General features: G+C 69.9%; 26 protein-coding genes. 5 read left to right on the forward strand and 21 right to left on the reverse strand.

The genetic code is table 11. The features are described 5' to 3' along the window. Window positions 1-64: 64 nt before the first annotated feature. The gene (locus tag BJY22_RS31450; protein WP_202891347.1) at window positions 65-793 is read left to right on the forward strand and encodes a maleate cis-trans isomerase family protein; all 729 of its coding nucleotides are present in this window, start codon (window positions 65-67) and stop codon (window positions 791-793) included. Further along, a complete protein-coding gene (locus tag BJY22_RS31455) occupies window positions 790-1437 on the forward strand; it encodes an FCD domain-containing protein (RefSeq protein ID WP_167214007.1) in 648 nt (215 codons plus the stop codon). Before BJY22_RS31450 ends, BJY22_RS31455 begins: the two co-directional genes overlap by 4 nt. A 68-nt stretch (window positions 1438-1505) precedes the next feature. Here BJY22_RS31455 and BJY22_RS31460 read toward each other — a convergent pair whose 3' ends face one another. Next, a complete protein-coding gene (locus tag BJY22_RS31460; protein WP_167214009.1) occupies window positions 1506-2978 on the reverse strand; it encodes an NAD-dependent succinate-semialdehyde dehydrogenase in 1473 nt (490 codons plus the stop codon). A 65-nt stretch (window positions 2979-3043) separates the two neighbouring features. On the opposite strand from BJY22_RS31460, the gene BJY22_RS31465 reads away from it, so the two are divergent. Further along, window positions 3044-4312, forward strand: a complete 1269-nt coding sequence (locus tag BJY22_RS31465; RefSeq protein WP_337759593.1) for an aspartate aminotransferase family protein — start codon at window positions 3044-3046, stop codon at window positions 4310-4312. A gap of 66 nt (window positions 4313-4378) precedes the next feature. On the opposite strand, the gene BJY22_RS31470 is transcribed toward BJY22_RS31465, so the two are convergent. The 7 genes from BJY22_RS31470 to BJY22_RS31500 all read right to left on the reverse strand — a co-directional run bounded on the left by BJY22_RS31470 (window position 4379) and on the right by BJY22_RS31500 (window position 11277). Then, window positions 4379-5752 carry an MFS transporter gene (locus BJY22_RS31470; protein ID WP_167214011.1) on the reverse strand — a complete coding sequence of 458 codons (1374 nt, stop codon included), beginning with the start codon at window positions 5750-5752 and terminating at the stop codon, window positions 4379-4381. A 223-nt stretch (window positions 5753-5975) separates the two neighbouring features. Next, window positions 5976-6947, reverse strand: a complete 972-nt coding sequence (locus BJY22_RS31475; protein ID WP_167214014.1) for a glycine betaine ABC transporter substrate-binding protein — start codon at window positions 6945-6947, stop codon at window positions 5976-5978. Further along, entirely contained in the window at window positions 6944-7765 is an 822-nt protein-coding gene (locus tag BJY22_RS31480; RefSeq protein WP_167214017.1) for an ABC transporter permease, read from the reverse strand. The genes BJY22_RS31475 and BJY22_RS31480 overlap by 4 nt, the downstream gene beginning before the upstream one ends. Continuing rightward, entirely contained in the window at window positions 7762-8928 is a 1167-nt protein-coding gene (locus BJY22_RS31485) for a betaine/proline/choline family ABC transporter ATP-binding protein (protein ID WP_167214021.1), read from the reverse strand. Before BJY22_RS31485 ends, BJY22_RS31480 begins: the two co-directional genes overlap by 4 nt. Continuing rightward, window positions 8921-9562, reverse strand: a complete 642-nt coding sequence (locus BJY22_RS31490) for an ABC transporter permease subunit (protein WP_167214024.1) — start codon at window positions 9560-9562, stop codon at window positions 8921-8923. The genes BJY22_RS31485 and BJY22_RS31490 overlap by 8 nt, the downstream gene beginning before the upstream one ends. Window positions 9563-9677: 115 nt before the next feature. After that, the gene (locus BJY22_RS31495) at window positions 9678-10034 is read right to left on the reverse strand and encodes a HesB/IscA family protein (RefSeq protein WP_167214027.1); all 357 of its coding nucleotides are present in this window, start codon (window positions 10032-10034) and stop codon (window positions 9678-9680) included. Window positions 10035-10182: 148 nt separating this feature from the next. Beyond that, window positions 10183-11277, reverse strand: coding sequence for a glycerate kinase family protein (locus BJY22_RS31500; protein WP_167214029.1), 1095 nt, complete (start codon window positions 11275-11277; stop codon window positions 10183-10185). A gap of 63 nt (window positions 11278-11340) precedes the next feature. Between BJY22_RS31500 and BJY22_RS31505 the strand changes: the two genes are divergently transcribed. Then, on the forward strand, window positions 11341-11739 hold the full coding sequence (locus BJY22_RS31505; RefSeq protein WP_167214032.1) for a VOC family protein: 399 nt from the start codon (window positions 11341-11343) through the stop codon (window positions 11737-11739). Between the two features lie 8 nt (window positions 11740-11747). Here the strand turns inward: BJY22_RS31505 and BJY22_RS31510 are convergent, their stop codons facing one another. From BJY22_RS31510 to BJY22_RS31545, 8 genes are all read right to left on the reverse strand, one after another. Then, window positions 11748-12383 (reverse strand): SRPBCC domain-containing protein, encoded by a 636-nt coding sequence (locus tag BJY22_RS31510; RefSeq protein ID WP_167214036.1) that lies wholly within the window; start codon window positions 12381-12383, stop codon window positions 11748-11750. Further along, window positions 12380-13234 (reverse strand): FAD binding domain-containing protein, encoded by an 855-nt coding sequence (locus BJY22_RS31515; protein WP_167214039.1) that lies wholly within the window; start codon window positions 13232-13234, stop codon window positions 12380-12382. The genes BJY22_RS31510 and BJY22_RS31515 overlap by 4 nt, the downstream gene beginning before the upstream one ends. After that, window positions 13231-15642, reverse strand: coding sequence for a xanthine dehydrogenase family protein molybdopterin-binding subunit (locus BJY22_RS31520; RefSeq protein ID WP_167214042.1), 2412 nt, complete (start codon window positions 15640-15642; stop codon window positions 13231-13233). The genes BJY22_RS31515 and BJY22_RS31520 overlap by 4 nt, the downstream gene beginning before the upstream one ends. Next, window positions 15639-16106 carry a (2Fe-2S)-binding protein gene (locus tag BJY22_RS31525; protein WP_167214045.1) on the reverse strand — a complete coding sequence of 156 codons (468 nt, stop codon included), beginning with the start codon at window positions 16104-16106 and terminating at the stop codon, window positions 15639-15641. Before BJY22_RS31525 ends, BJY22_RS31520 begins: the two co-directional genes overlap by 4 nt. 70 nt (window positions 16107-16176) lie before the next feature. Beyond that, window positions 16177-17340 (reverse strand): XdhC family protein, encoded by a 1164-nt coding sequence (locus BJY22_RS31530; RefSeq protein WP_167214048.1) that lies wholly within the window; start codon window positions 17338-17340, stop codon window positions 16177-16179. After that, window positions 17333-18454, reverse strand: coding sequence for a vWA domain-containing protein (locus BJY22_RS31535; RefSeq protein WP_238350513.1), 1122 nt, complete (start codon window positions 18452-18454; stop codon window positions 17333-17335). The genes BJY22_RS31530 and BJY22_RS31535 overlap by 8 nt, the downstream gene beginning before the upstream one ends. A gap of 5 nt (window positions 18455-18459) precedes the next feature. Then, the gene (locus BJY22_RS31540; RefSeq protein WP_167214051.1) at window positions 18460-19335 is read right to left on the reverse strand and encodes an AAA family ATPase; all 876 of its coding nucleotides are present in this window, start codon (window positions 19333-19335) and stop codon (window positions 18460-18462) included. A gap of 38 nt (window positions 19336-19373) precedes the next feature. Further along, a complete protein-coding gene (locus BJY22_RS31545; RefSeq protein ID WP_337759602.1) occupies window positions 19374-19982 on the reverse strand; it encodes a nucleotidyltransferase family protein in 609 nt (202 codons plus the stop codon). Window positions 19983-20064: 82 nt separating this feature from the next. On the opposite strand from BJY22_RS31545, the gene nadA reads away from it, so the two are divergent. Then, on the forward strand, window positions 20065-21246 hold the full coding sequence (gene nadA / locus BJY22_RS31550; RefSeq protein WP_167214054.1) for a quinolinate synthase NadA: 1182 nt from the start codon (window positions 20065-20067) through the stop codon (window positions 21244-21246). A 12-nt stretch (window positions 21247-21258) separates the two neighbouring features. On the opposite strand, the gene BJY22_RS31555 is transcribed toward nadA, so the two are convergent. The 5 genes from BJY22_RS31555 to BJY22_RS31575 form a co-directional block, all read right to left on the reverse strand. Then, window positions 21259-22446 carry a glycosyltransferase family 4 protein gene (locus BJY22_RS31555; protein WP_167214058.1) on the reverse strand — a complete coding sequence of 396 codons (1188 nt, stop codon included), beginning with the start codon at window positions 22444-22446 and terminating at the stop codon, window positions 21259-21261. Beyond that, the gene (locus BJY22_RS31560; RefSeq protein ID WP_167214060.1) at window positions 22446-22862 is read right to left on the reverse strand and encodes an FAD synthase family protein; all 417 of its coding nucleotides are present in this window, start codon (window positions 22860-22862) and stop codon (window positions 22446-22448) included. Before BJY22_RS31560 ends, BJY22_RS31555 begins: the two co-directional genes overlap by 1 nt. Continuing rightward, entirely contained in the window at window positions 22862-23578 is a 717-nt protein-coding gene (locus BJY22_RS31565; protein ID WP_238350514.1) for a CDP-alcohol phosphatidyltransferase family protein, read from the reverse strand. The genes BJY22_RS31560 and BJY22_RS31565 overlap by 1 nt, the downstream gene beginning before the upstream one ends. 26 nt (window positions 23579-23604) lie before the next feature. Further along, on the reverse strand, window positions 23605-24048 hold the full coding sequence (locus BJY22_RS31570) for an adenylyltransferase/cytidyltransferase family protein (RefSeq protein ID WP_337759605.1): 444 nt from the start codon (window positions 24046-24048) through the stop codon (window positions 23605-23607). A 69-nt stretch (window positions 24049-24117) separates the two neighbouring features. Continuing rightward, complete coding sequence (locus tag BJY22_RS31575) at window positions 24118-25341, reverse strand: glycosyltransferase family 4 protein (RefSeq protein ID WP_167214065.1); 1224 nt, start codon at window positions 25339-25341, stop codon at window positions 24118-24120. Window positions 25342-25363: the final 22 nt, after the last annotated feature.

The following is a 25363-nucleotide window of genomic DNA, read 5'->3' on the forward strand; positions in this document are numbered from 1 at the left end:
GGCGCTCTGGGGTTAACATTGTCGACAATCTACCCATTCGGTGCGCATCAAGCCAGGAGGTCCGATGGTCACGGTAGGCCTGCTCTATCCCGGACACAGCGCCGAGGACGACTATCCCACGCTCGAGGCGCGGCTCGACGGCGCCGTGAAGCTGCCGGTGGTCATCACCTCGGTGGGCGAGGACGCGCACCGGGTGGACGCGCTCCTCGACCTCGGCCGGGCGGAGCGGCTCGCCGAGGGCGCGGCAGAGCTGAAGCCCGCGCGGCCGGACGCGGTGATGTGGGCGTGCACCTCGGGCAGCTTCGTGTTCGGGCGTGAAGGCGCGAACATCCAGGCGGCCGGGGTGGCCCAGGCACTCGGCGTACCGGCGTCGTCCACGTCGATCGCGTTCGTCGACGCGTGCCGTGCGCTCGGGGTCGAACGGGTCGCCGTGGCCGCGTCGTACCCGGAGGACGTCGCGCAGCACTTCGTCCGGTTCCTGACCGCGGGCGGCGTCGAGGTGGTGTCGATGGGCAGCAACGGGATCATCACCGCGGCCGAGGTCGGGACCCTGCTGCCCGAGCAGGTGGTGGCGATGGTGAAGGCCGCGGACGACCCGGACGCGGAGGCGGTCCTGGTGCCGGACACCGCGATGCACACGCTCGAAATCATCGACGACCTGGAGAGCGCGGTCGGCAAACCCGTGCTGACCGCGAACCAGGTGACGGTCTGGAAGGGACTGGACCTGGTCGGGCCGGTACCGTCTCTGCCAGGACTTGGGACGTTGTTCGCAACAAGGGGGAAGAGGGAGTGACCAGTTACATCGAGCCGCTGGCCCAGGAGTCGACGCCGAGTATCGTCGCCGACAAACTGCGCAAGGCCATCGGTCACGGGGAGCTCAAGCCCGGCGCCCAGCTCGGCGAGGCCGACCTGGCCCGCAAGCTCGGGGTCAGCCGCGGGCCGTTGCGCGAGGGGATGCAGCGCCTGACCCAGGAAGGTCTGCTCGTCTCCATCCGCAACCGCGGCCTGTTCGTCATCGACATGACGCCGGACGACATCCGCGACATGTACCTCGCCCGCGAGGCGATCGAGCGCGCCGCGGCCCACAAGATCCTGTGCGGCGACCACGAGGCCGCCGGAACGGCGCTGCTCGCGATCGCGCACAAGATGCTCGACGCCGACGGCGATCCGGCCGCGATCGGTGAGCTCGACATCCAGTTCCACGAACTGCTCGTCCAGCTGGCCGACAGCCCGCGGTTGTCGCGGATGCACCAGACGTCCATCGTCGAGACCCGGATGTGCATCCACGCGCTGGAAGACACGTACGCCGCCACCGACGTCCGCGCGCTCGAACACGAGAGGCTCGCCAACGCGATCCTGGCCGGCGACGCCGAGCGCACCGATCGGCTCCTGATCGAGCACATGGACGACGCCATCGAGCGCCTGGTCACCCGCTGAGCCCCATCACCCGCTGAGCCCCATAACCCCGCTGAGCCCGTCACCGGCTGAGCCCGTTCGATCGCGGCTCAGCTGTTCATCGCGATTCCGATGTACTTGGTCTCGAGGAACTCCTCGATCCCCACCGCGCCGCCCTCTCGGCCCAGTCCGGACTGCTTCACCCCGCCGAACGGCGCAGCCGGGTTCGACACGATGCCCTGATTGAGCCCGACCATGCCGGTCTCGATCGACTCCGCGACCCGCAACGCCCGCCGCAGATCGTTCGTGAACACGTAGGCGACCAGCCCGTACTCCGTGTCGTTGGCGGCCCGTACGACCTCGTCCTCGGTACTGAACGGCGTCAGCGGCGCCACCGGCCCGAAGATCTCCTGGTCCGCCATCGCCGCCTCCCGCGGTACGCCGGTCAGCACCGTCGGCGGATAGAAGTAGCCCTGGCGAGATCCATTGCCCGAAGCAACCTCTCCGCCGGTGAGCACGGTCGCACCCCGGCCGACCGCGTCCGCCACCAGCGACCGCACCTTCTCCAGCCCGGCCTCGTCGATCAGCGGCCCGACCTGGACGTCCGGTTCGGTCCCCCGGCCGACGGTCAGTGCCCCCATCCGTTCCGCCAGCCGCCGGCCGAACTCGTCGATCACCGACTCGTGCACGAAGATCCGGTTGGCCGCCGTACAGGCCTCGCCCATGTTCCGCATCTTCGCCGCGATCGCGCCGGTGACGGCCTCGTCGAGGTCCGCGTCCTCGAACACGATGAACGGCGCGTTGCCGCCGAGCTCGAGGGACGTCCGCAGCACCTTCTCCGCGCACTGCTCGAGCAGGATCCGGCCGACGCGCGTGGACCCGGTGAAGGACAGCTTCCGCGCCAGGCCGGAGCGGATCAACGGCTCCATCACACCACCGGCGTCCATCGCGGTGACGCAGTTGACCGCACCCGCCGGCAGGCCGGCCCCGGCCAGGATCCCCATCAGCGCGAGCATCGACAGCGGCGTCTGGTGTGCGGGCTTGATGACGCTCGTGCAACCCGCCGCGATCGCAGGGCCGAGCTTGCGGGTGCCCATGGCCATCGGGAAGTTCCACGGGGTGATCAGCAGGCAGGGCCCGACCGGCTGCTTGGTGATCAGGAAGCGCGCGTTTCCGGCCGGCGCGGTCTGATACCCGCCGTCGATCCGCAACGCCTCACCGGCGAAGTGCCGGAAGAACTCGGCCGCGTAGGCGATCTCGCCGCGTGCCTCCGGCAACGGCTTGCCCATCTCCAGCGTCATCAGCAACGCCAGCTCGTCGACGCGGTCCGTCAACAGCTGGTACGCCGCCATCAGCAGGTCGGACCGTTCGCGCGGCGAGGTCCGGGCGAACTCGGGCTGCGCGGCCACGGCCGCCTCGAGCGCGGCGCGGCCGTCCGCCGGGGACGCGTCCGCAACCGCGCACAGCACCTTGCCGGTGGACGGATCGACGACGTCGAACGTCGCGCCGCGGGTCGCGTCGACCCATTTCCCGTCGATGAACAGCCGCTTCTCGACGGCCTCGACCACCGTGGACTCGTCCATGAGCACCCCTTCACCGGCCTCGTCACCTGAGATACGCTGATTGTCGACAATCTACCATTCGACACGTGGAGGGGAAGTCCGTGGCCGAGCTCTCGCAGATTCTCAAACAGGCGACCGGCGTGGTCGCCGCCCGTGGTAAGGGCGTCCAACTGTTCGACGAGGACGATCGCAGGTACCTGGACTTCACCGCCGGCATCGGTGTCACGTCGACCGGGCACTGCCATCCGCGCGTGGTCGCGGCCGCCCAGGAACAGGTCGGCCGGATCATCCACGCGCAGTACACGACCGTCATGCACCGGCCGCTGCTGACGCTGGTGGACCGGCTCGGCGAGGTCCTCCCCCGGCACCTCGACCGGATGTTCTTCGCGAACTCCGGCAGCGAGGCGATCGAGGCGGCGCTGCGGCTCAGCCGCCAGGCGACCGGCCGGCCGAACGTGATCGTGTTCCACGGCGGCTTCCACGGCCGGACCGTCGCCGCGGGGTCGATGACGACGTCCGGCACGAAGTTCCGCTCCGGCTTCAGTCCGCTGATGGCCGGGGTCCACGTGTCGCCGTTCCCCGACCCGGGCCACTTCGGCTGGCCGGTCGAGCAGGCGACCGACTTCGCGCTCAGTCAGCTCGACTACGTACTGCAGACCTTGAGCGCGCCGGCCGACACCGCGGCGTTCTTCGTCGAGCCGGTGCTCGGCGAGGGCGGTTACGTCCCGGCGAACGAGCGGTTCTTCGCGGGGCTGCGGGAACGCGCCGACGCGCACGGGATCCTGCTCGTGGTGGACGAGGTACAGACCGGCTTCGGGCGGACCGGGAAGTTCTGGGGCGGTGACCACTTCGGCTCGCACCCGGACGTCCTGGTGACGGCGAAGGGCCTGGCCTCGGGCTTCCCGCTGTCGGGGATCGCGGCGTCGTCGGAGCTGATGGAGAAGGCTTGGCCGGGTTCACAGGGCGGTACGTACGGCGCGAACGCGGTTGCCTGCGCGGCCGCGCTCGCGACGCTCGACGTGATCAAGGACGAGAACCTCGTGCAGAACTCGGCCGACCGGGGCGCTCAGCTGAAGCAGGCGCTGCAGCTGGTCGCCGACAAGCACGAGCAAATCACCGACGTTCGCGGGCTCGGGCTGATGATCGGCAACGAGTTCCGCGACGCGGACGGCAAGCCCGACCCGGTCACCGCCGCGGCAGTCCAGCAGGAGGCAGCACGCCGCGGCCTGCTGCTGCTCACCTGCGGGACGTGGGGTCAGGTCGTCCGGTTCATCCCGGCCCTGGTCGTCTCCCCCGACGAGATCGACGAGGCCGCCGCCCTCTGGTCCGACGCGGTCACCGCCGTAGTCGCCTGACCAACGCGCGACCAACACCCGACCAACGCAGAAGGCCGGCCCCGTGGGCCGGCCTTCTGGTCGGGCTCAGGCCTTCGCGTGAGCCGGTTCCAGGGCCACCGGTGGCGGGGCGTCCTCGGTGCCGGGGATCTCGGTGCCGTTGAGCGGGCAGCGTGTGGTCTCCGGAACCTTCGCCAGCGCGATCGCGCCCACGAGGCAGGCGGCCATCATGTAGTACGCCGGCACCAGCGAGTCACCGAGCTTCGCCGTCAGCCAGTCGTTGACCGCGGGCGCCGTACCGCCGAACAGCGACGTCGACACGTTGTACGCGATCGCGAACCCGGCGTACCGGACATGGGTCGGGAACATCGCGGGGAAGGTCGCCGAGATGGTCGCGAGCTGCGGCACGTAGAGCAGGCCCAGCACGGCGAAGCCGATGACGGCGCCGAGCATGTTCGTACCCATCAGCAGGAACATCGGCACCCCGAACACGAACAGTCCGGCCAGCGACGCCCACCACAACGGTTTTCGCCCGACCCGGTCCGACATGCGGCCGGCGAACGGAACGAACACCATCATTGTCAACATTCCGATGATCGGCACGATCAGCGACTGGTCCGCGCTCAGCCCGATCTCCTTCTCCAGGTACGTCGGCATGTAGGTGAGCAGCGTGTAGTTCACGACGTTCAGCGCGATCACCATGCCGCCGAGCCGCAGGATCGGACCCCAGTAACCGGCCAGCAGGTCCTTGAACTGGGTCGCGGTCTCCTCTTCCTTCTGGCCCTTCGCCTCGAGCTCGCGGAACACCGGCGTGTCCTCCAGCCGGGACCGGAGGTAGACGCCGACCAGGCCGAGCGGCGCGGCGACCAGGAACGGCAGCCGCCAGCCCCAGGCGTGCATCGCGTCGTCACCGAGCACCAGCGAGAAGCCCAGCATCAACAGCGCACCGAGCGAGAACCCGGCCAGCGTGCCGAACTCCAGGAAGCTGCCGAGGAACCCGCGCTTGCGGCTCGGCGCGTACTCGGCCATGAAGGTCGCGGCGCCGCCGTACTCGCCACCGGTCGAGAAGCCCTGGACCATCCGCAGCAGGACCAGCAGGATCGGCGCCCAGATCCCGATCGTGTCGTACGACGGGACGAGACCGGCGAGCAACGTCGCGCCGGACATCATCAGGATCGTGATCGCCAGCACCTGCTTGCGGCCGAGCCGGTCGCCGAGCGGACCCCAGACCAGACCGCCGAGCGGGCGGACCAGGAACGAGACGGCGAACGTCATCAGGGCGAGCAGCGTCTGGCTCTCGGTGTCACCCGGGAAGATCGCGGCCGAGATGTATGTCACGCCGTACGCGTAGATGCCGTAGTCGAACCATTCCGTGGCGTTTCCGATCGCCGAGGCGGCGATGGCTTTCCTCAGAACTCCGGGCGGTTGCTCCTGTTCGGTCGTCGTGCTCGGCGGGTTCACGGGCGGACGGTCCTGTGACCGCGCGGCCCGGGGTGGTTCAGGGCTCACTGGCGGCGGGGTGTCGGCGTCCACGGTTTCCTCCTGTCGTCATACGGCCTCACCCGAGTGCCCACCCGCACGTAATTCACACGCCCCACAGGTCAGGTCGTAGTTTTGTTGACAATCCGAAGGTTAACCATGTGCATTCGTGAACCACAAGCGGTTGGCGCCGACTCCGGCCGAGTCAGTCGCGGCTGACGAAGCCTTCCTTGACCAGCCAGTCCATGGCGACGTCGGCGGGCTCCCGGCCGTCGACGTCGACCTGCGCGTTGAGCTCGATCAGCACCTCGTCGGTCAGCTTGTCCGACACCGGCTGCAGCAGGTCGCGCAGCTGCGGGTACTTGTCCAGCACCTGCTTGCTGATCACCGGAGCCACGTTGTACGCCGGGAAGTACTTCTTGTCGTCCTGCAGTACGACGAGGTCGAGCGACTTGATCCGGCCGTCGGTGGTGAAGATCTCCCCGAACCGGCAGTCCCCCTTGCTCGTCGCGGCGTACACCGCGCCGGTGTCCAGGGTCCGGATGTTGTCCCGCGGTACGCCGGAACCCATCGGGATCCCGTAGTGCTTGAGCATCGGCTCGAACCCGTCGTTCCGGTTGGCGAACTCGGACTCGACGCAGAACGTCCGCTCCTTCACCGGCACGGACTGGACCTGGGACAGCTTGGTGATGCCCAGCCGCTCGGACTCCTTGCGCGTCATCGCGAAGCCGTAGCTGTTGTTCATCGGAGCCGGCTTCAGCCAGATCAGGCCGTACTTCTGCTCGTCCTCCTTGCGCACCGCCTCGTACTGCTGCTGCTTGTCGGGGATGCCCGTGTCGTGGCCGAGGTACGAGATCCACGCCGTACCGGTGTACTCCCACGACATCTGGATCTGGCCCTGGATCATCGCCTGGCGGGACGTGTCGCTACCGGGCATGTTGGTCAGGTCCTGTACGTCGGCGCCGGCCGAGCGCATCAGGATCGCGGCGATCTTGCCGAGGATCAGCTGCTCCTGGAAGCTCTTCGACCCGATACCGATCGTCAGCCCGTCGAGTCCCTTCACCGAAGCCAGCTGCCCCTGCAGCGCACCGGTCGGCACGAAGCCGCCGCTGGTGCCGAGGCCACAGCCGGACAGGACGAGGAGAAGTGCGGACGCTGCCGCTACCAGCCGCTTCATCCGAGTCCTCTCGGTCGGGTGATCTCTTCGAGTACGCGGCCCGCCCAGTCGATCAGCAGCGCGAGCGCGCCGACCAGCAGGGCGCCGCTGATCAGGACCGGGTACCGCAGCAGGCGGATGCCGGTGGTGATCAGGCTGCCCAGTCCCCCGGCGTCGATGAACGTGGCGAGCGTCGCCGTACCGACGACCAGGACGAGCGCGGTGCGGATACCGGCCATGATCACCGGCACCGCGAGCGGCAGTTCGATCCGGCGGAGGACGGCGATGCTGGACATGCCCATCCCGCGACCGGCCTCGACGAGGGTCCGGTCGACACCCTGCAGACCGACGATCGTGTTCCGCAGCACCGGCAGGATCGCGTACAGGCAGAGCGCCAGGATCGCGGTCCAGAAACCGAAGCCGAGCCCGATCGCGAGGAGGACGATCAGACCGATCACCGGAGCCGCCTGGCCCGCGTTCGCCACCGCGACCACGACCGGAGCGGCCCGGCGGGACCGCGGCCGGGTGAGCATGATGCCGAGCGGTACGGCGACCACCAGCACGATGATCGTGGCGACCACGGTGAGCTGGAGGTGTTCGACGGTCAGCCGGCCGACGAGTTTCCAGTCGAGCTGACGCTGCTCGATCGAGTCGAGCTCGGCCTGCGAGCGCCAGATCGCCCACGCCGCGACGACGACCACGACGAACAGCGGCTGCCCGATCAGCAGTCCCCACGACGGTCTGCGGGCGCGACCGGCCGCGAGACCGGCGGCGGTCGCCTTCGCGTCCGCGAGATTCTCCGGCGGCTTGAGGTCGGGTCCGGGATCGAGTGCGGTCATGGTGCGACCTCCGCCTCCGGGTGGCCGTTGCCGTCCTGGATGCGGGTGAGCACGGTCTGGAAGTCGACCACCCCGAGGTACTCGTCGCGGCGGCCGGTCACGACCGCGCTGCCGTGGCTGGACATCAGCATCGTGTCGAGCGCGTCGTTCAGCGTCGCGCGCCGGTCGATCGTGACCAGGTCGGTGTCCTCGGGCGGCGCCGGTACCTTCTCGACCTCGGACAGGTCGGTCGTCCACATCCAGTCCACCGGCCGGCGCCGGCGGTCGAGCACGACCACCGAGTCGTCACCGGCAGCTTTCGCGGCCCGCAGTACGTCGGGTGCCGGGTCGCCGATCTCCGCGACCGTCGGCTGGGTCAGCTCGATCTCGCTGACCCGGCTCAGGGTCAGCTGCTTGAGCGCCGCGCCGGCGCCGACGAAGTCCGCGACGAACCGGTTGGCCGGGTTCGCCAGGATCGCCTCCGGGGTGTCGTACTGCGCGATGTTGGCACCCTCGGTGAGGATCAGGATCCGGTCGCCGAGCTTCACCGCCTCGTCGAAGTCGTGGGTGACGCAGACGATCGTCTTGCGCAGCTCCTCCTGGATGCTGAGCAGCTCGTCCTGCAGCCGCTGCCGCGTGATCGGGTCGACCGCGCCGAACGGCTCGTCCATCAGGATCACCGGCGGGTCCGCGGCCAGTCCGCGGGCCACCCCGACGCGTTGCTGCTGACCGCCCGACAGCTCCCGCGGGTAGCGGTTGCGGTACCGCTGCGGGTCGAGGCCGACGAGCTCGAGCAGTTCGTCGACGCGTTCCGACGTACGGCGTTTGTCCCAGCCGAGCAGGCCCGGGACGAGCGCGATGTTCTGCGTGACGGTCATGTGCGGGAACAGGCTGCCGCCCTGGATCACGTAGCCGATCCGGCGGCGCAGGTCGTCGTCGTTCTGCCGGCTGACGTCCTCGCCGCCGATCCGGATGCTGCCGGACGTCGGCTCGATCAGCCGGTTGATCATCTTCAGCGAGGTGGTCTTGCCGCAGCCGGACGGGCCGACGAACATCACGATCTCGCCGGCCGGGATGTGCAGGGACAGGCTTTCGACGGCCGGCTTCTTCTGGCCCGGGTACCGCTTGACGACATCGGTCAGCTCGATGTCGACGCCGCTGACGTGTGGTTCGGATTCAGGCACGGATACCCCTCGAGGTGGTCAGGCGGCCGACGAGCAGCAGCATGGCGTCCAGGATCAGAGCGAGCAGGACGACGCCGATCGTGCCGACCAGCGCCGAGTTCAGAGCGTTCGCGCCACCGATCTGGGTGAGACCGGTGAAGATGAAGCTGCCCAGGCCGGGCCCGAGCACGTACGCCGCGATCGCCGCGATGCCCATCGACATCTGGGCCGAGACCCGGACGCCGGCCAGGATCACCGGCCAGGCCAGCGGCAGCTCGATCCGCAGCAGCGTCCGGGCTGCGCCCATGCCCATCCCGCGGGCCGACTCGATCAGCGTCGCGTCGACGCCGGCCAGGCCGACGACGGCGTTGCGCAGGATCGGCAGGCAGGCGTAGAAGGTGACCGCGACCACCGAGGTCGCCGTACCGATGCCCGCGACCGGGATCATCAGGCCGAGCAGGGCGAACGACGGGATGGTCAGGCCGACGGCGCTGACGGCGCCGGCCAGCGACGCGATCCGCGGGTTGCGGTGCACCACGATCGCGAGGCCGACCGCGATCACCGTGGCCAGCAGCACGCACTGGATGACCAGGCTGAGGTGCTGGTAGCTCTGGTAGAGCAGTTGCGAGTAACGCTCAGTTATGTAGTCCCACACGGAACGAGCCGTACCCAACAAGCGTTGGATTCACACATTGGGACGAACGCTTCCGAAGTCCGGACAGGCCGAAGCCCCTGGTCACCGCGCCGGTGACCAGGGGCTTCGGGGTGGATCAGTTGAACGAGTCGCCGCAGGCGCAGGAGCCGGTGGCGTTCGGGTTGTCGATCGTGAAGCCCTGCTTCTCGATGGTGTCGACGAAGTCGATCGTCGCGCCCTTCAGGTACGGCGCGCTCATCCGGTCGGTGACCACGTTCACACCGTCGAAGCCGGCCACGATGTCGCCGTCGAGCTGACGCTCGTCGAAGAACAGCTGGTACCGCAGCCCGGAGCACCCGCCCGGCTGCACGGCGACCCGCAGCGCGAGGTCGTCGCGGCCTTCCTGGTCGAGCAGCGCCTTCACCTTGGCGGCGGCCCCGTCGGTGAGGACCACACCCGTGGCGACGGCCTGCTCGGTCTGCGCTTCAGTCATCCCTGACTCCAGTCATCTGCTCAAGTGCCGGCGTCCAGCTCTGTCGGCACGGAAGTCTCTTGTCAACACAGGCCAACATCGGCCGGCCCGCGCTCATTCCCATGGTCGCACACCAATTTCGCAGATCAACTACCCCGTCACGGAGTGATCACCGCGCCCAGGTGCGGGCGACACGCTCCGCGACCGCAGCCAGCGAGCCGTGTGGGTCGGCGAAGGCCTGCTCCTCGCCGACGGCGTCGACCAGCGCGTACGCCGACTCGACGCCCATCGACCGCATCTCCCGGGACCCGATCAGGACCTTCCCGGCGAGCACGACACAGGGCCGCATCGCGTCGTTGGCCACCTTCGCGACGCCCGCGATCACCTTGCCGTCGCGGGACTGGAAGTCGAACGCGCCCTCGCCGCTGAGCACCAGGTCGACCTGGGACGCCTTCTGCTTCAGCCCGGTCAGCTCGGCCACCAGGTCGATGCCGGAGACCCGCTCGGCACCGAGCAGCAGCAGCGCGTACCCGAGCCCGCCCGCGGCGCCCGCGCCCTTCTGGTCCGCGGTCTTCCGGTCGGCCAGCTCCGCGAAGTGCGTCAGCCAGCCGTCGACCTCCGGCTTCCGCTCGTCCGTGATGCCTTTCTGCGACCCGAACACGTTCGTCGCGCCGCGGAGCCCGAGCATCGGATTCTCGACGTCACTGGCCGCGACGAACTCGACACCCGCCACCCGGTCCCGCGCGGGCTGCAGGTCGACCGCGGTCAGCCCGGCGAGCCCCGCGGCTCCGCTGTCCAGCTGACCTGACTCCGCCGTCGCGCCGAGCGCGGCGAGGAGGCCGGCGCCGGCGTCGTTCGTGCCGGAACCCCCAAGGCCGAGGATGATCCGCTTCGCGCCGGCGTCGACCGCGGCGGTGATCAGCTGACCGACGCCGTACGTCGTCGCCTCCTCCGGCCGCCGTTGCTTCGGCTCGACCAGGTGCAGCCCGCACGCCTGCGCGGTCTCGACGTACGCCGTCTCGCCCGAGAGCAGCACCGTCGCCGGCGTCTCCGCACCGAGTGGTCCGCGAACGGTGACCGACAGCAACGTCCCGTCGACCACCGCGGACAGCACGTCGATGAACCCGGGACCGCCGTCGGCCATCGGCGCGACCAGCACCTCGGCGTCCGGGTCCCGCCGCCGCCACCCTTCCTCGATGGCCGACGCAGCCTCCACAGCCGTCAACGTCCCCGCGAACTTGTCCGGCGCAATCAGAATCCGCATGGCGACATCCTCCCCCACCGCCCCTGTTGACGCCGCCGGGTGCCACCACTTGGATCGTTCGGCATGAAGACGATCCTGTTCGCGCTGCGGGTGACCGATCTGGAGCGCTCGCTCGCGTTCTACGGCAAGGTCGGCTATCTGAACATCGGCAAGGTCCCGTTCGACGACGGTTCCAGCCTGGTCTGGCTCCGGTTGCCGGACGAGCCGTCGGTGTCCCTCGAACTCGTCCACCGCCCCGCCGACGGCCCGGTCGAGACCGGCGGTTTCGAGCACCTCGCGATCGAGGTCGAGTCACTGTCGGACGCGACAGCCCGCCTGACCGAGGCCGGCCTCCAACCCGGCGAACCGGTCCTGCACGGCGCCGACGGCCCCAAAACCTCCTGGCTCACCGACCCCGACGGCTACCGCATCGAACTGGTCGAATGGCCACCGGGCGGCCCACCCACACCGGACAACACGTGACGGGCCCGTCAGGGCCGGAGTAGTCGGCGGAGGATTAGGGCCAGGGCGGCTCCTATCAGGTATGGGGCTGCGCGGCGGGCTACGGCTGGGATCAGGGTGCTGCCGAGGTCCAGCGGGACTGCGTCGGTGTCGGGCGGTGCACTGGTTGGTGGTGACTGCTGTGGGGACGGCTCGGTTGCGGGTGTGGGTTCTTCGGGGGCGGCGCCCAGCTTGGTGGTCAGGCAGGCGGTGAACTGGTCCAGGAGTCTGTCGGACACGTCCTGGATCAGGCCGCGGCCGAACTGGGCCGGGCGGCCGGTGATCGTGAGATCGGTGTCGACGGTGACCTCGGTCGTCCCGGAGTCCGCGCCGGTCAGGCGGGCGGTGACCCGCGCGGTCGCCGTACCGTTGCCGCGTTTGTCCTTGCCCTTGGCCTCGATCACGGCGTGATGATCGGACTCGTCCCGCTCCAGGAACGTGCCGGTGCCGGTGTACTGCAGCGACACCGGCCCGAGCTTGACCTTGCACGAGCCGGTGAAGTCGTCACCGTCGTGCGACCCCAGGGTGGCGCCGGGAAAACACGGCACCACCCGTTCGAGGTCGTTGAACGCGGCCCACGTCTCCTCGACGGGCGCCGGTACGACGAACCTGTGCTCGAGCTTCACGCCGTACCTGCCGCGGCCAGGACCGCCCGCCGGGTGAGCACCGTGGCGAGATGTCGTCGATAGTCCGCGTCACCGTTCAGATCGCTGCCCGGTGACGTCCCGTCCGCCGCCCGCGCGGCGGCCTCGCGTACGGCGTCCGCGGTCGCGGGCTGCCCCACCAGGGCCGCCTCGACCGCCGTCGCCCGTACCGGCGTCGGGCCCATGTTGCCGAGACCGACCCGCGCCTCCGCGATCGAGTCGCCGTCCAGCCGGACCGCCGCCGCGACCGAGACGATCGACCAGGCCTGCGCGACCCGGTTGAACTTCTCGTAGTGCGCGCCCCACCCGGTGTACTTCGGCACCCGGACCTCGACCAGCAGCTCGTCCTCGCCGAGCGCAGTACTGAACACGCCCTGGAAGAACTCCTCAGCGGGGACCGTACGCCGGCCGCCGGCGCCCGCGATCACGAACGACGCCTCCAGTGCGACCGCCACCGCGGGCAGGTCCGCCGCCGGATCAGCGTGCGCCAGCGACCCACCGAACGTCCCGCGGTGCCGGATCTGCGGATCGCCCACCGTTGCCGTGGCCAGCGAAATCAGCCTGGCGTGTTCCACGACGAGCGGATCGGACTGCACCGTGCTGTGCGGGGTCATGGCGCCGATCACCAGCGCGTCGCCGTCGTCCCGCACGCCCTGCAGCTCGTCGATCTTCCCGATGTCGACAATCACCTCAGGTGCCGCGAGCCGCAACCGCAGCGCCGGCATCAGGCTCTGCCCGCCCGCGAGCACCTTCGCGTCGTCGTGCTCGCGCAGCAACCCGAGCGCCTCGTCCACGCTCGCCGGGCTGAAGTACTCGAACGCCGCCGGGATCATGACCGCACCTCCTTCTGCTGGGCACCTTCCTGGGCAGCTTCCTGGATCGCCTTCCAGACCCGGTACGGCGTACACGGCATCTGCACGTCCGTGACACCGAGCGGTCGCAGCGCGTCGACAATCGCATTGACGACAGCCGGCGTCGACGCGATCGTCCCGGCCTCACCGACCCCCTTCACACCGAGCTGGTTCGTGGTCGCCGGTGTCTCGGTCCGCGCCGTCTCGAACGCGGGCAGATCCGGCGCGCCCGGCACCAGGTACTGGTCGAACGACCCGGTGACCAGCGTCCCGCCCTCGTCGTGCACCGCCTCCTCGTAGAGCGCCTGCGCGATGCCCTGGGCCAGCCCGCCGTGCACCTGGCCTTCGACGATCAACGGGTTCACCACCACGCCGACGTCGTCGACGCAGACGTACGACCGGATCGTCGTCCCACCGGTCTCGGTGTCGACCTCGACCGCGCACAGGTGGGTGCCGTGCGGGAAAGAGAAGTCCTCCGGGTCCAGCGTCGCGTCCGCGTCCAGGCAGCCCTCCGCGGAGCCGTCGAGCTTGTGCCCCTGGAACACCGCGAACGCCAGCTCGGCCATCGTCATCCCGGCGTCGGTCCCGCGGACGCCGTACCGGCCGGCGGTGAACTCGAGGTCGTCCGCGTTCGCCTCCAGCAGCTGCGCCGCGATCGGTTTCGCCTTCTCGACCACCTTGTCCGCGGCCGCCAGCACCGCCATTCCGCCGACCGCCAGGGATCGCGATCCGTACGTGTCCAGCCCACGGACGGCGACCTGCGTGTCACCGTGCAGTACTTCGACATCCTCGAACGGCACGCCCAGCCGGTCCGCGACCAGCTGGCTCCACGCGGTCTCATGGCCCTGACCGTGCGGGCTCGTCCCGGTCACCACCTCGACCTTGCCGGTCGGCAGCATCCGTACCGCCGCGTGCTCCCAGCCGCCGCCGACGTACCCCATCGAGCCGAGCCAGCGCGACGGCGCCAGGCCGCACATCTCGGTGAACGTCGAGATGCCGATCCCGAGCTGGACCGGGTCGCCCGACTCCCGGCGTTGCACCTGCTCCTTACGCAGCTCGTCGTACCGGAACAGCTCGCGCGCCTTCGCGGTCGCGGCCTCGTAGTTGCCGGAGTCGTACCGCAGGCCGGAGACCGTCGCGAACGGGAACTCCTCGTGCTTGATCCAGTTCCGCTCCCGGATCTCCAGCGCGTCGACGCCGACGCGGGCGGCGAGCTCGTCCATCAGGCGTTCGATCGCGTAGGTCGCCTCGGGCCGGCCGGCGCCGCGGTACGCGTCGGTCCAGGTCTTGTTCGTGAACACGTTGGTGATGCCGAGGTGGTACGCCGGGAACTTGTAGATGCCGTTGTACATGAACGCGCCCAGCAGCGGGATCGCCGACGTGACCAGCCCGAGGTACGCGCCCATGTCGGCGGTCAGCTCGACCTTCAGGCCGGTGACCGTGCCGTCGGCGTTCGCCGCGAGGGTCAGCTGCTGCCACTGGTCCCGCCCGTGGTGCGCGGCCATCAGCGACTCGGACCTGGTCTCGCTGTATTTACAGGGCTTCCCGGTACGCCGGGCCGCGATGACCGTGAGGACTTCCTCCGGCGTGAACTGGAGCTTGCCGCCGAAACCGCCGCCGACGTCCGGCGCGATCACCCGGATCTTGCTCTCCGCGATGCCGAGCACGAGCGCGATGAAGATCTTCACGAAGTGCGGCACCTGGGTCGACGACCAGACCGTCATCTGTTCGGTCGTCGGGTCGACGACGATCGACCGCGGCTCCATGAACGCGGGGATCAGCCGCTGCTGGCGGAACTCCCGCTCGATCAGGACGCCGCCGTCGCGGGCCGCCGCGATCGCGGCCTCGACGTCGCCGCCGGTGCCGGACTCGGCCGAGTCGTACGACCACACCGCGGACACGTTCGTCCCGAGATCCGGATGCGCGAGCACCTCGTCGCGGGCCGCGGCCTTGAGTTCGAGGGCGGGTTCGAGTTCGTCGTAGTCGACGTCCACCAGGTCGGCGGCGTCGTTCGCCTCGGCCGCCGTCCGGGCGACGACCATCGCGACGATCTCGCCGGCGAACGCGACGTGGTCGACCGCCATCGACGGGTGCACGGGCGCCTTCTGGTCGGGGATCACGGCCCACGCGTTCGGCAGTGCGCCCTGCTCGTCGGCGATGTCGGCACCGGTGATCACGGCAACGACTCCGGACGCGGCCTTCGCGGCCTCGGTGTCGATCGAGGTGATCCGGGCGTGCGCGAACGGGCTGCGCACCATCGCGAGATGCTGCATACCGGGCAGCACGATGTTGTCCGTCCAGCGGGTCCGTCCGGTGATCAGCCGGGCGTCCTCCTTCCGCTTCCGCGGGGTGCCGACCTCGGTCGCGGGACGTTCCTCGGTGGCGGTCATTGCGCACCTCCGGCAGCGGCGGCGCGGACGGCCTTGACAATGTTCTGGTAGCCGGTGCAGCGGCAGAGATTGCCTTCGATGCCGTGCCGGATGTCGTCGTCGCTGGGATTCGGGTTGTCGGCCAGCAGATCGATGGACTGCATGATCATCCCCGGCGTGCAGTAGCCGCACTGCAGCGCGTGGTTCTCGTGGAAGGCCTGCTGCATCGGGTGCAGCTGCCCGTTGGTCGCGAGCCCCTCGATCGTGGTGATCTCGTGACCGTCGGCCTGGACCGCGAGCAGCGAGCAGGACTTCACGCTGCGCCCGTCCAGATGGACCGTGCAGGAACCGCAGTTGCCGGTGTCGCAACCGATCACGGTGCCTGTCTTCCCCAGTTGCTCGCGTAGGTAGTGCACGAGCAGCGTGCGCGGCTCCACTTCGTCCGTGAAGCTGCTTCCGTCGACCTTCACCGTGATCCGGGTCATCGCCCCGCCTCCAGATGTCGCAATCGCCGTACGTTCGATCCTGCTCCTGTTGAGTTGTGGACCACAAGGCTCAGTGATGGATGGGTCCGGCCGCGGCCGAGAGTCGTTGCCCCGCACCACCCCAGCGCTGGGCGATGATCTCGGCGGCGATGCTCACCGCGGTCTCCTCCGGGGTCCGCGCGCCGAGGTCGAGACCGATCGGGCTCGACAACCGCGCCAGTTCGTCGTCGGTGAGGCCGGCCTCGCGCAGCCGCTTGAGCCGGTCGTCGTGCGTCCGCCGCGAACCCATCGCGCCGATGTACGCGGCCTGCGGCAGCCGCAGCGCGACCTCGAGCAGCGGTACGTCGAACTTCGGGTCGTGCGTCAGCACGCAGATCACCGTCCGGTCGTCGAGCCGCCCGGCCGCGGCCTCGCCGGACAGGTACCGGTGCGGCCAGTCGACAACCACGTCGTCGGCGAACGGAAAGCGGGACGCGGTCGCGAACACGGCGCGCGCGTCGCAGACCGTCACCCGGTACCCGAGGAACGATCCGAGCCGTGCGACCGCCGCCGCGAAGTCGATCGCCCCGAACACCAGCATCCGCGGCACCGGCGCGTACGACGCCACGAACACCCGCATGCCTTCGCCTCGGCGCTCCCCGTCCGGCCCGTACTCCAGCGTCTCCGTCCGCCCGTTGGCCAGCAACCCGCGCGCATCGTCGACCACCGCATCGTCGGCACGGTCCGACCCCAGCCCCCCACTCGCCAGCACCCCACTCCCCACCTCCGCAACGCCCGGAGCCGGCTCGGTGTCAGGCGCCGGCCGGACGACGAGGCGGCGGCCGACGCGTGCCGGGTCCGGATGGGCCACGACGGTCGCGACCGCGACCGGGCGCCCGGCGGCGATGTCGGCCGCGACCTCACCCAGCTCCGGGAACGACGTCCGGTCGACCCGCTCGACGAACACGTCGATGATCCCGCCGCAGGTCAGCCCGACCGCGAACGCCGACTCGTCACTCACGCCGTACCGCTGCAGGACAGGCTCACCGGACTCGAGGATCTCCTCCCCCAGCTGATACACCGCCCCCTCGACGCAGCCACCCGACACACTGCCGACCGCCTCCAGCCCCGGACCGACCAGCATCACCGCCCCCGGCGGCCGCGGCGCCGACTCGAACGTCGCGACAACGGTGCCCACGGCAACCGCTTCGCCGGCCTCCCACCACGCGAGCAACCGCTCGAGCACGTCACGCATCGGCCACCACCTCCAGGAGTTCGGCGAAGCTGGCCAGGCTGTGCCCGGCGACGAGATCGTCCAGGTGCGGCAGTACGGCGACGATCCCGGCCTGCACCGGCTCGTACCCGCGTTTGCCGCGATGCGGGTTCAGCCACACCACCCGATGCGCGAGGCCGGCGAGCCGCTGCAGTTGTGCGCCGAGCAGCGAGGCGTCGCCACGCTCCCATCCGTCGCTGCACACCACGACAACCGCGCGCCGCGCCGTACCGCGTTGTCCCCAGCGGTCCAGGAACACCTTCAGCACCTCACCCAGCCGCGTGCCACCCGACCAGTCCGGTACGACGTCACCCGCCAACCGCAACGCGAACTCGGGATCACGCCGGCGCAGCGCCGGGGTGACGCGGGTGAGCCGCGTGCCGATCGTGAACACCTCGACCGTGCGCGGCGCCTGCTGGACCATCATGTGCGCGAGCCGCAGCAGACTGTCGGCGTACGGGCGCATGGATCCGGAGACGTCGATCAGGACGACGACCCGTCGCGGGCGGACGCCCCGGCGGCGGTAGTGGACGCGGGCCGGTTCGCCGACCTGGCGGAGCTGGGCGCGGAGCGTGCGGCGTGGGTCGATGTCGCCGCGGTGCGACGGTCGTTGCCGGGTCGCTCGTCGGACCGGGACCTTCGGGCGGAGGGTTCCGAAGAGTCGCGCGAGCTCGGCACGGTCGGCCGCGGACAGCTCGGCGACGTCGCGGTGGCGCAGGACTTCCGTCGTACTCGCGGAGACCTTGAGGGTGCGGTCGCCGTCGCCCGAGCCTTCGGCCGCTTCGTCGAGGGCGGCCTGGACGGAGGTTTGCGGCGTACGGCGGGCGACACCGTGCGAGCGGTCTCCGGAGAACCAGGCGGCGAACACCTCGTCGTACCGCGCGGTGTCGTCGGGCCCGCTGCAGAGTGCGGCCCGGCCGGCCCAGTAAACGTCGGCGGTCAGGGTCGGATCGAGCGCGGCGACCGCTTGCAGGAAGAGCTGCACCCGGTCGGCCGTGACGCCCAGACCGGCGTACCGCAACGCGGCCGCGAAACCCGCGAGCGCCAGGTCCGGCATCGCACCACCGCCCGGGGCGCTGGATCCGGTGGCCGTCATCGGGGTCAGCTCGCCAGCAGGCGGTCGAGTGATTCGCGGACCCGGTCGGTGTCCTCGCGGTACTTGAGTACGGCGCCGAGCGTGGCGGCCGCGGTCTCGACGTCGAGGACGTCCGCGCCGAGCGCGTCGAGGGCGCGCGTCCAGTCGAGCGTCTCGGCGACGCCGGGCGGCTTGAGCAGGTCGAGATCGCGCATCCGCTGCACCGACCGGGTGACCTGTTCGGCGAGGCGTTCGGAGACCTCGGGCAGGCGGGTGCGGACGATCTCGATCTCACGGGCGAGGCCGGGGTGGTCGATCCAGTGATACAGGCAGCGGCGCTTCAGCGCGTCGTGGACCTCGCGGGTGCGGTTCGAGGTGAGCACGACGATCGGCGGCACCTCGGCGGTGATCGTGCCGAGCTCGGGGATCGTCACCTCGTACGTCGACAGCACCTCGAGCAGGAACGCCTCGAACTCGTCGTCGGCGCGGTCGATCTCGTCGACGAGCAGTACGGCGGGGCTCTCGCGGAGGGCACGCAGTACCGGGCGGGACAACAGGAAGCGTTCGTCGAACAGGCTCTTCTCCACCTCTTCGACGGCCGCGTCCGAGGTGGTCGCCTCGACGGTTCTCAGGTGCAGGATCTGGCGGGGGAAGTCCCAGTCGTAGAGCGCCTGGGACGCGTCGATGCCCTCGTAGCACTGCAGCCGGATCAGGTCCAGGTCGAGCGCCTCCGCGATCGCCGCGGCCAGTGAGGTCTTGCCGGTGCCCGGCTCGCCTTCCAGCAGGAGCGGCCGATGCAACGCGAGCGCGAGATACCCGACCGTGGCCAAGCCCTCACCGGCGAGGTATCCGGTCGCCCGCAACCGCCCGGCCAGTTCCCCGGCCGAGCCAACGGCATTCACTCCTTCAGCATTCACCTACTTCCGGAGCTTGCCAACCCTCACCCGTGTCCCGGCGGCAACTCCTCCACACGGTCGACGTCGGCACCGTCCGCGAGATCCGCACACTCCACCAACTCGGCCCGGTGCTCCCGCAGGTATCCCCGGGCGCCCTCGTCACCGCGGGCCGACGCGATCACCCCATCCCAGTGCTCCCGCCCGATGACCACCGGATGCCCCGGCGCGCCCTGGTACGTCGCCCGCACCAGCCCCTGTCCAGCGGCTCGATCGGCGACCCGCCGCACCACAGCCGGCGTCAGCCCGGGAACATCCACCGGCACGACAACCACCGCCTCCGGCCCCGTGACGTCCGACGCGGAGGTGGTGCGGAGCGCGCTGAGGCCCGCGCGGAGTGAGGCGGACATGCCCTCGGTCCAGTCACGCGCCTCGACGACCTCGACCGGCTCGTTCGACAGTTCGGCTCGAACCTGGTCCGCGGCGGCTCCGAGCACCACGACGACCGGTGAACACCCGGCCTCGGCGAGCAACCGCGCCGTACGGACGACCCACGAGACGCCGTCGGGGCCGCGGACGAGCGCCTTCGGCCGGCCCATCCGGCGGCCGGCGCCCGCGGCGAGCACCAGCCCGGCGCACCGCGCGTTCGTCTTCACACCGGGAGCGTACTGATTTCACACTCTGAGCAGTGACGTGGGACACGCGGCGTACGGCGGTCGGCGTGGCACGATATCTGACGTGACGACGATCGCAGACGGCTCGAGGTCCCTTCCGTTGCTGTTCCTCGGGCAGAACACCGACCCGCACTCCGAGCGCGGCGTCGAATGCCCGGGCGCGCTCCCGCCCGCGTCCGACCCGGACCTGGTCGAGCGGGCGCTCAAGGCCAAGGAGGCGCTGGGCGACCAGGTGTTCGTGCTCGGGCACCACTACCAGCGCGACGAGGTGATCCAGTTCGCGGACGTCACCGGTGACTCGTTCAAGCTCGCCCGCGACGCGGCCGCCCGGCCCGACGCGCCGTACATCGTGTTCTGCGGTGTGCACTTCATGGCGGAGTCGGCGGACATCCTCACCAACGACCAGCAGACCGTGATCCTCCCGGACCTCGCCGCCGGATGCTCGATGGCCGACATGGCCCGCATCCAGCAGGTCGAGGCCGCCTGGGACGCGCTCGCCGACGCCGGCGTCGCGGACGTCACCGTCCCGGTCACCTACATGAACTCCAGCGCCGACATCAAGGCGTTCTGCGGCCGCAACGGCGGCGTCGTGTGTACGTCGAGCAACGCGGAGACCGCCCTGAACTGGGCGTTCGAACAGGGCGAGAAGGTGCTCTTCCTCCCGGACCAGCACCTCGGCCGCAACACCGCCGTACTGCAGCTCGGCCTGTCGCTCGACGACTGCGTGGTCTACGACCCGCACAAGCCGAACGGCGGCCTGACGAACGAGCAGCTCGCGGCGGCGAAGATGATCCTGTGGCGCGGGCACTGCTCGGTGCACGGCCGCTTCACCGCCGAGTCGGTCGACGACGTCCGCGCCCGGGTCCCCGGCGTGAACGTGATCGTCCACCCCGAGTGCCGTCACGAGGTCGTCACCAAGGCCGACCAGGTGGGCTCCACGGAGTACATCATCAAGGCCCTGGAGACCGCCGAGCCCGGTACGTCGTGGGCGGTCGGCACCGAACTGAACCTCGTCCAGCGCCTGGCCAAGCAGCACACCGACAAGAACATCGTCTTCCTCGACAAGACGGTCTGCTACTGCGCCACGATGAACCGCATCGACCTCCCGCACTTCGTCTGGACCCTGGAGAACCTGGTCGCCGGGCACGTCGTCAACCCGATCAAGGTCGACGCCGACACGGAGAAGTACGCCAAGATCGCCCTCGACCGCATGCTCGCCCTCCCCGGTAAAACCGCCCGCGACTGAATAGGGCCAACGTCAGCGGGAGACGCGGGCCGGGGTGTACCACTCGGCCAGTAGGTCGGGAAGGCGGTCGGGGCCCCAGCGGTCCACCGGGGTGATGCGGCCCTGGAGGGAGGCGAGGCCACGGGCCAGTTGGCCGACGACGTCGCCTTGCCAGGGCACCGTGACGCCTTCTCCGGGGCCGACGATGACGGCCGGGCCGCCCCGGTCGACGCAGACGACGGGGCAGCCGGAGGCGAGCGCTTCGGTGACGGCCCAGCCGGCGGCCTCGCGGAACGCCGGGGCCAGCAGCGCGTCGGCACGGAACATCGCGGCCAGGACCTCTTCACGCGGTAGCGCGCCCATGAACTCGACGCGGTCCCGGACCCCCAGCTGCCAGGCGAGACGCTCCGCGCGACCCCAGTCGGGGCCGTCGCCGATGATCCGCAGCTCCCAGTCGGCCGCCTCCGGGCGGGCCAGCGCGCTGATCGCCAGCAGCACGCCCTTCCACGGGATCAGCCGGCCGACGAACAACGCGGTCTTCACGCCGGGCGCGCCGAAGGGCTCGTACGGACCGGACGCGGTGAAGCGCCGGATCGCCACGTTCGGCTGGACGACGATCTCGCGCGCGTACGGCCGGAACGCCTCCGCCACATCGTTGTTCTGAGCAACCATCAGGTCCGCGGTCCGGGCCATGCGCCGCCCGGTCATCCGGCGGCGCAGCCCGGTGTACGCGCGTCGTACCAGCTCGCCGGTGACCCCGCCCGGACCCAGCCAGTGCGCCATCGACAGCGGCGCGGTGGTCGATCCGCCGACCGGGCCCCAGATCACCTTCGCGGACGACTCCTCCACCACCCCGGCGCCCATCCAGTCCACCGCGAAGGTCAGGTGGTGGATCACGTCGAACGAGTGCTCGGCATGCAGCTCCCGCGCCGTGCGCCGGGCCAGGCCCTGCCACAGCGGGTAGTACCAGTACACGTCGGACGGCCGCCGCCGCAGCCGGAGGATCCAGCGCGGCAGCTCCAGCGGTACGACGGTCAGGCCCGGAACCGGCCGCACCGCGAGCTCCTCGGTGATCTCGTGCGCGAACTTGCCGCGGGTCAGCAGCCACACGTCGTGGTCGCGCGCGGCGGCCTTCGCCCACGCCCACCCGGCGCCCGGCTCGGACCCGCCCGACGGCCGGCAGGCGTACGCGCTGAGCAGTACCTTCGGCCGGCCCGGCATCAGCTCATCCCCTCCAGAAGCCTGCGCAGATCGGTGCTCGAGGTGGAGGCGGTGTACGGGAAGTAGTGCACCTGTGCGCCGACCTCACCCAGCAGCCTTTCCAGTCTGGTCCCCTTTTCCGTTCCCTTCCAGTCGTCCCCCTTGAACAGAATGTCGTACCGCAGCTGCTGCCACATCTCGAACTTGTCGCTGGACCAGTCGCTGACCACCTCGTCCACGAGGTCGAGCGCTCGAACGACGTCCATCCGCTCCTCGTGCGGCACCACCGGCGGCCGACCCTTGATCCGGGTCACCACGTCGTCCTCGACGACACCGGCGATCAGGTGGTCGCAGTGCTCACGGGCGCGGCGCAGGATGTTCAGATGCCCGATGTGGAACATGTCGTACACCCCGGGGGCGTACCCCACGATCGCCATCAGGCCCGCACCCCCAGCGCGGCCATCTCCCGGTACCACTTCGCGACCGCGGCCACGAGAAAGAGCAGGTTCAGCGCCAGCAGCGCGCCGTACAGCACGACGAACAGCGACGGGGTGCCGAACGCGAGGAACACCAGGCACAGGACGCCGTAGTCGGTAGGTGCGATGAGCAACGACTTGACCACGGAATCCCCACGCTCGTTGGGTTTCGCGGCCGCACCGTGCCGCCGGCGCAGCTGGTCGATCAGGATCAGGCCGAAGAACAACACCGACGACAAGCACAGGTACGCGAGCGGGATCAGCAGCACCAGATCGTTGTCGAAGGCATCGAACCGGTAGAACGAGATCAGTACGGCGCTGTGCAGCAGCACGATCTTCACCGCGTCGATCATGTGGTCGAGCCACTCCCCCAGCGGCGATCCGCCGCCGCGCAGCCGGGCCAGCTGCCCGTCCGCGGAGTCCAGCCCGTACCCGAGCACGAGCAACGCCGTCACCAGCAGCGCCTGGCCGAGCGACGGCCGCACACCGGCCACCAGCACGATCCCGACGAGCGAACAGAACCCGCTCGCCAGGCTCACCTGGTTCGGCGTACGCCGTCCAAGGAAGGCGGCCGCCGCGAAAACCCGCCCGATCCGCCGGTTGACGAACCGCGAGTACGCCGGAGTACCGGCCGAGGGCTTCTGCGCCCGGGACAGCTGCGCGACTGTCTCCCGCATCCCGGCTCTGCTCATTGTTCGCTGGCTCATGCGACGTTGGAACTGCGTGACTGCCGCTGGTCGATCGCGGCGCGCAGGATCGGGCTGCGCGAGCCCCGGCCGGACGGCAACACGGTGATCAGCCCGGCCGGAATCCCGTCGAGCTCGTCGAAATCCTCGGGGCCCAGCACGCCGTCCGCGGCACTGGCGGCGAACACGGTCTGTACCCCCGCAGCGCCGGTCAGCCAGGACCGTACGTCGTCCACGGCAATCACCTCGTCGACGCAGCGCAGGTGCTCGAGGATCTGCGCCCGCTCGAGCAACGGCACGAACGGCCGGCCGCCCCAGGCGTCCAGCGCCCACTCGTCGGACAGCACCGCCACCACCAGCCGGTCGGAGTGCCGCCGCGCCCGCTCGAGCACGTCGACGTGCCCGACGTGGAACAGGTCGAACACCCCGACCACACAACCTGTCCGTGTCACGCCGTCCACACCGCAATCCCCCAACACGAATTCCGCATTCCCTCGCGCGCGACGCCGCCCCCTGCGTCGTGCGTGACCTTATACCCGTCCGGCACGGCCGGCCCACCGTCGCGCGGGCGTCCGGCCGCGGGCGGCGTGCCGGGCGATCGCATCGGTGTAGATCCTTTCCGTGGCCTCCAGGTCGCGCTCCGGGGTGAAGCGGTCCAGGTAGACCTGACGGGCTCGTTCGCCGCAGGCTATCGAAGTCCCGGGATCAGCCACCAACCCGATCGCCTTCCGCAGCGACTCCGGATCGCCGGGCGCGGCCAGCGCGCCGGTGTCCCCGTCGTCGACGAGCTCCGCGAGCGCCCCGAGCCGGGAGGCGACCACCGGCACGCCGTGCGCGAAAGCCTCCACCACCACGAGACCGAAGCTCTCATAAGAACGCGCCGGGACGACGGCGACGCGCGCAGACCGCAGGACATCCATGCAATCGGCCCACGGTAGTTGACCAAGCACCTGAACCGACAGGTCGTTCCGCGCCCGATCCTCGGCCGCCGCCCGCAGCGGACCGTCACCCACGACGACCAGCCGGCCGAGCGAGGAATCCCAGGCCTGCAGGAGATCCGCGAACCCCTTGTCCTCGCTCAACCGCCCGAGGAACACCACCGCGTCCCCGGCCCCGCTGCGGACGTCCCCCGCATGCGGTACGGCGTGCGGCTTCACCACGAACCGCTCCTCGTCGAACCCCGCCGCGACGTAGCGGTCACGCACGAACCCGGACGGGACGACGAACGTGTCGACGTACCGCTGCCAGGTGTGCAGCGTGTTGTGCACCCCGATGCTCGTCGCCAACGGCAACGTCTGCACCACGGAATCGCGGTAGCAACCGTGCCGTACGGCGGCCAGCGGCAGCTTGCCGACGCACGACTCGCACGGCCGCCCGTCGCGCTGCAGCACCGCGTTCGCGCACAGCAGCCGGAAGTTGTGCAGCGTCGCCACGACCGGGAGATCCGCCTTGTACGCCGCCCGCAGTACCGAGGGACTGAACAACGGGAACGTGTTGTGCACATGCACCACGTCGGGCCGCTGCTCCTGCAAGAGCAGTGTTAAATCGCGCTCCGCCGAAAATGACCAAACGGAGCGAAACGGTAACAATGCGCGATCTTTTCGGCCCATCGCGGCGATGTCGTCGCTGTTCCGGGCGTACAGGTCGATCTCATGTCCTGAGTTACGCAGCAAATCAACCGTTTGCGCGACAACCGTGTTCTCCCCACTGGGTTGACCCGTTCGGTAACGGTTGTGCAGCATGGCGACCCGCATGGCACTACCTTAAGTCTCGCAG

The organism is Kribbella shirazensis, from assembly GCF_011761605.1.
Lineage (GTDB): Bacteria > Actinomycetota > Actinomycetes > Propionibacteriales > Kribbellaceae > Kribbella > Kribbella shirazensis.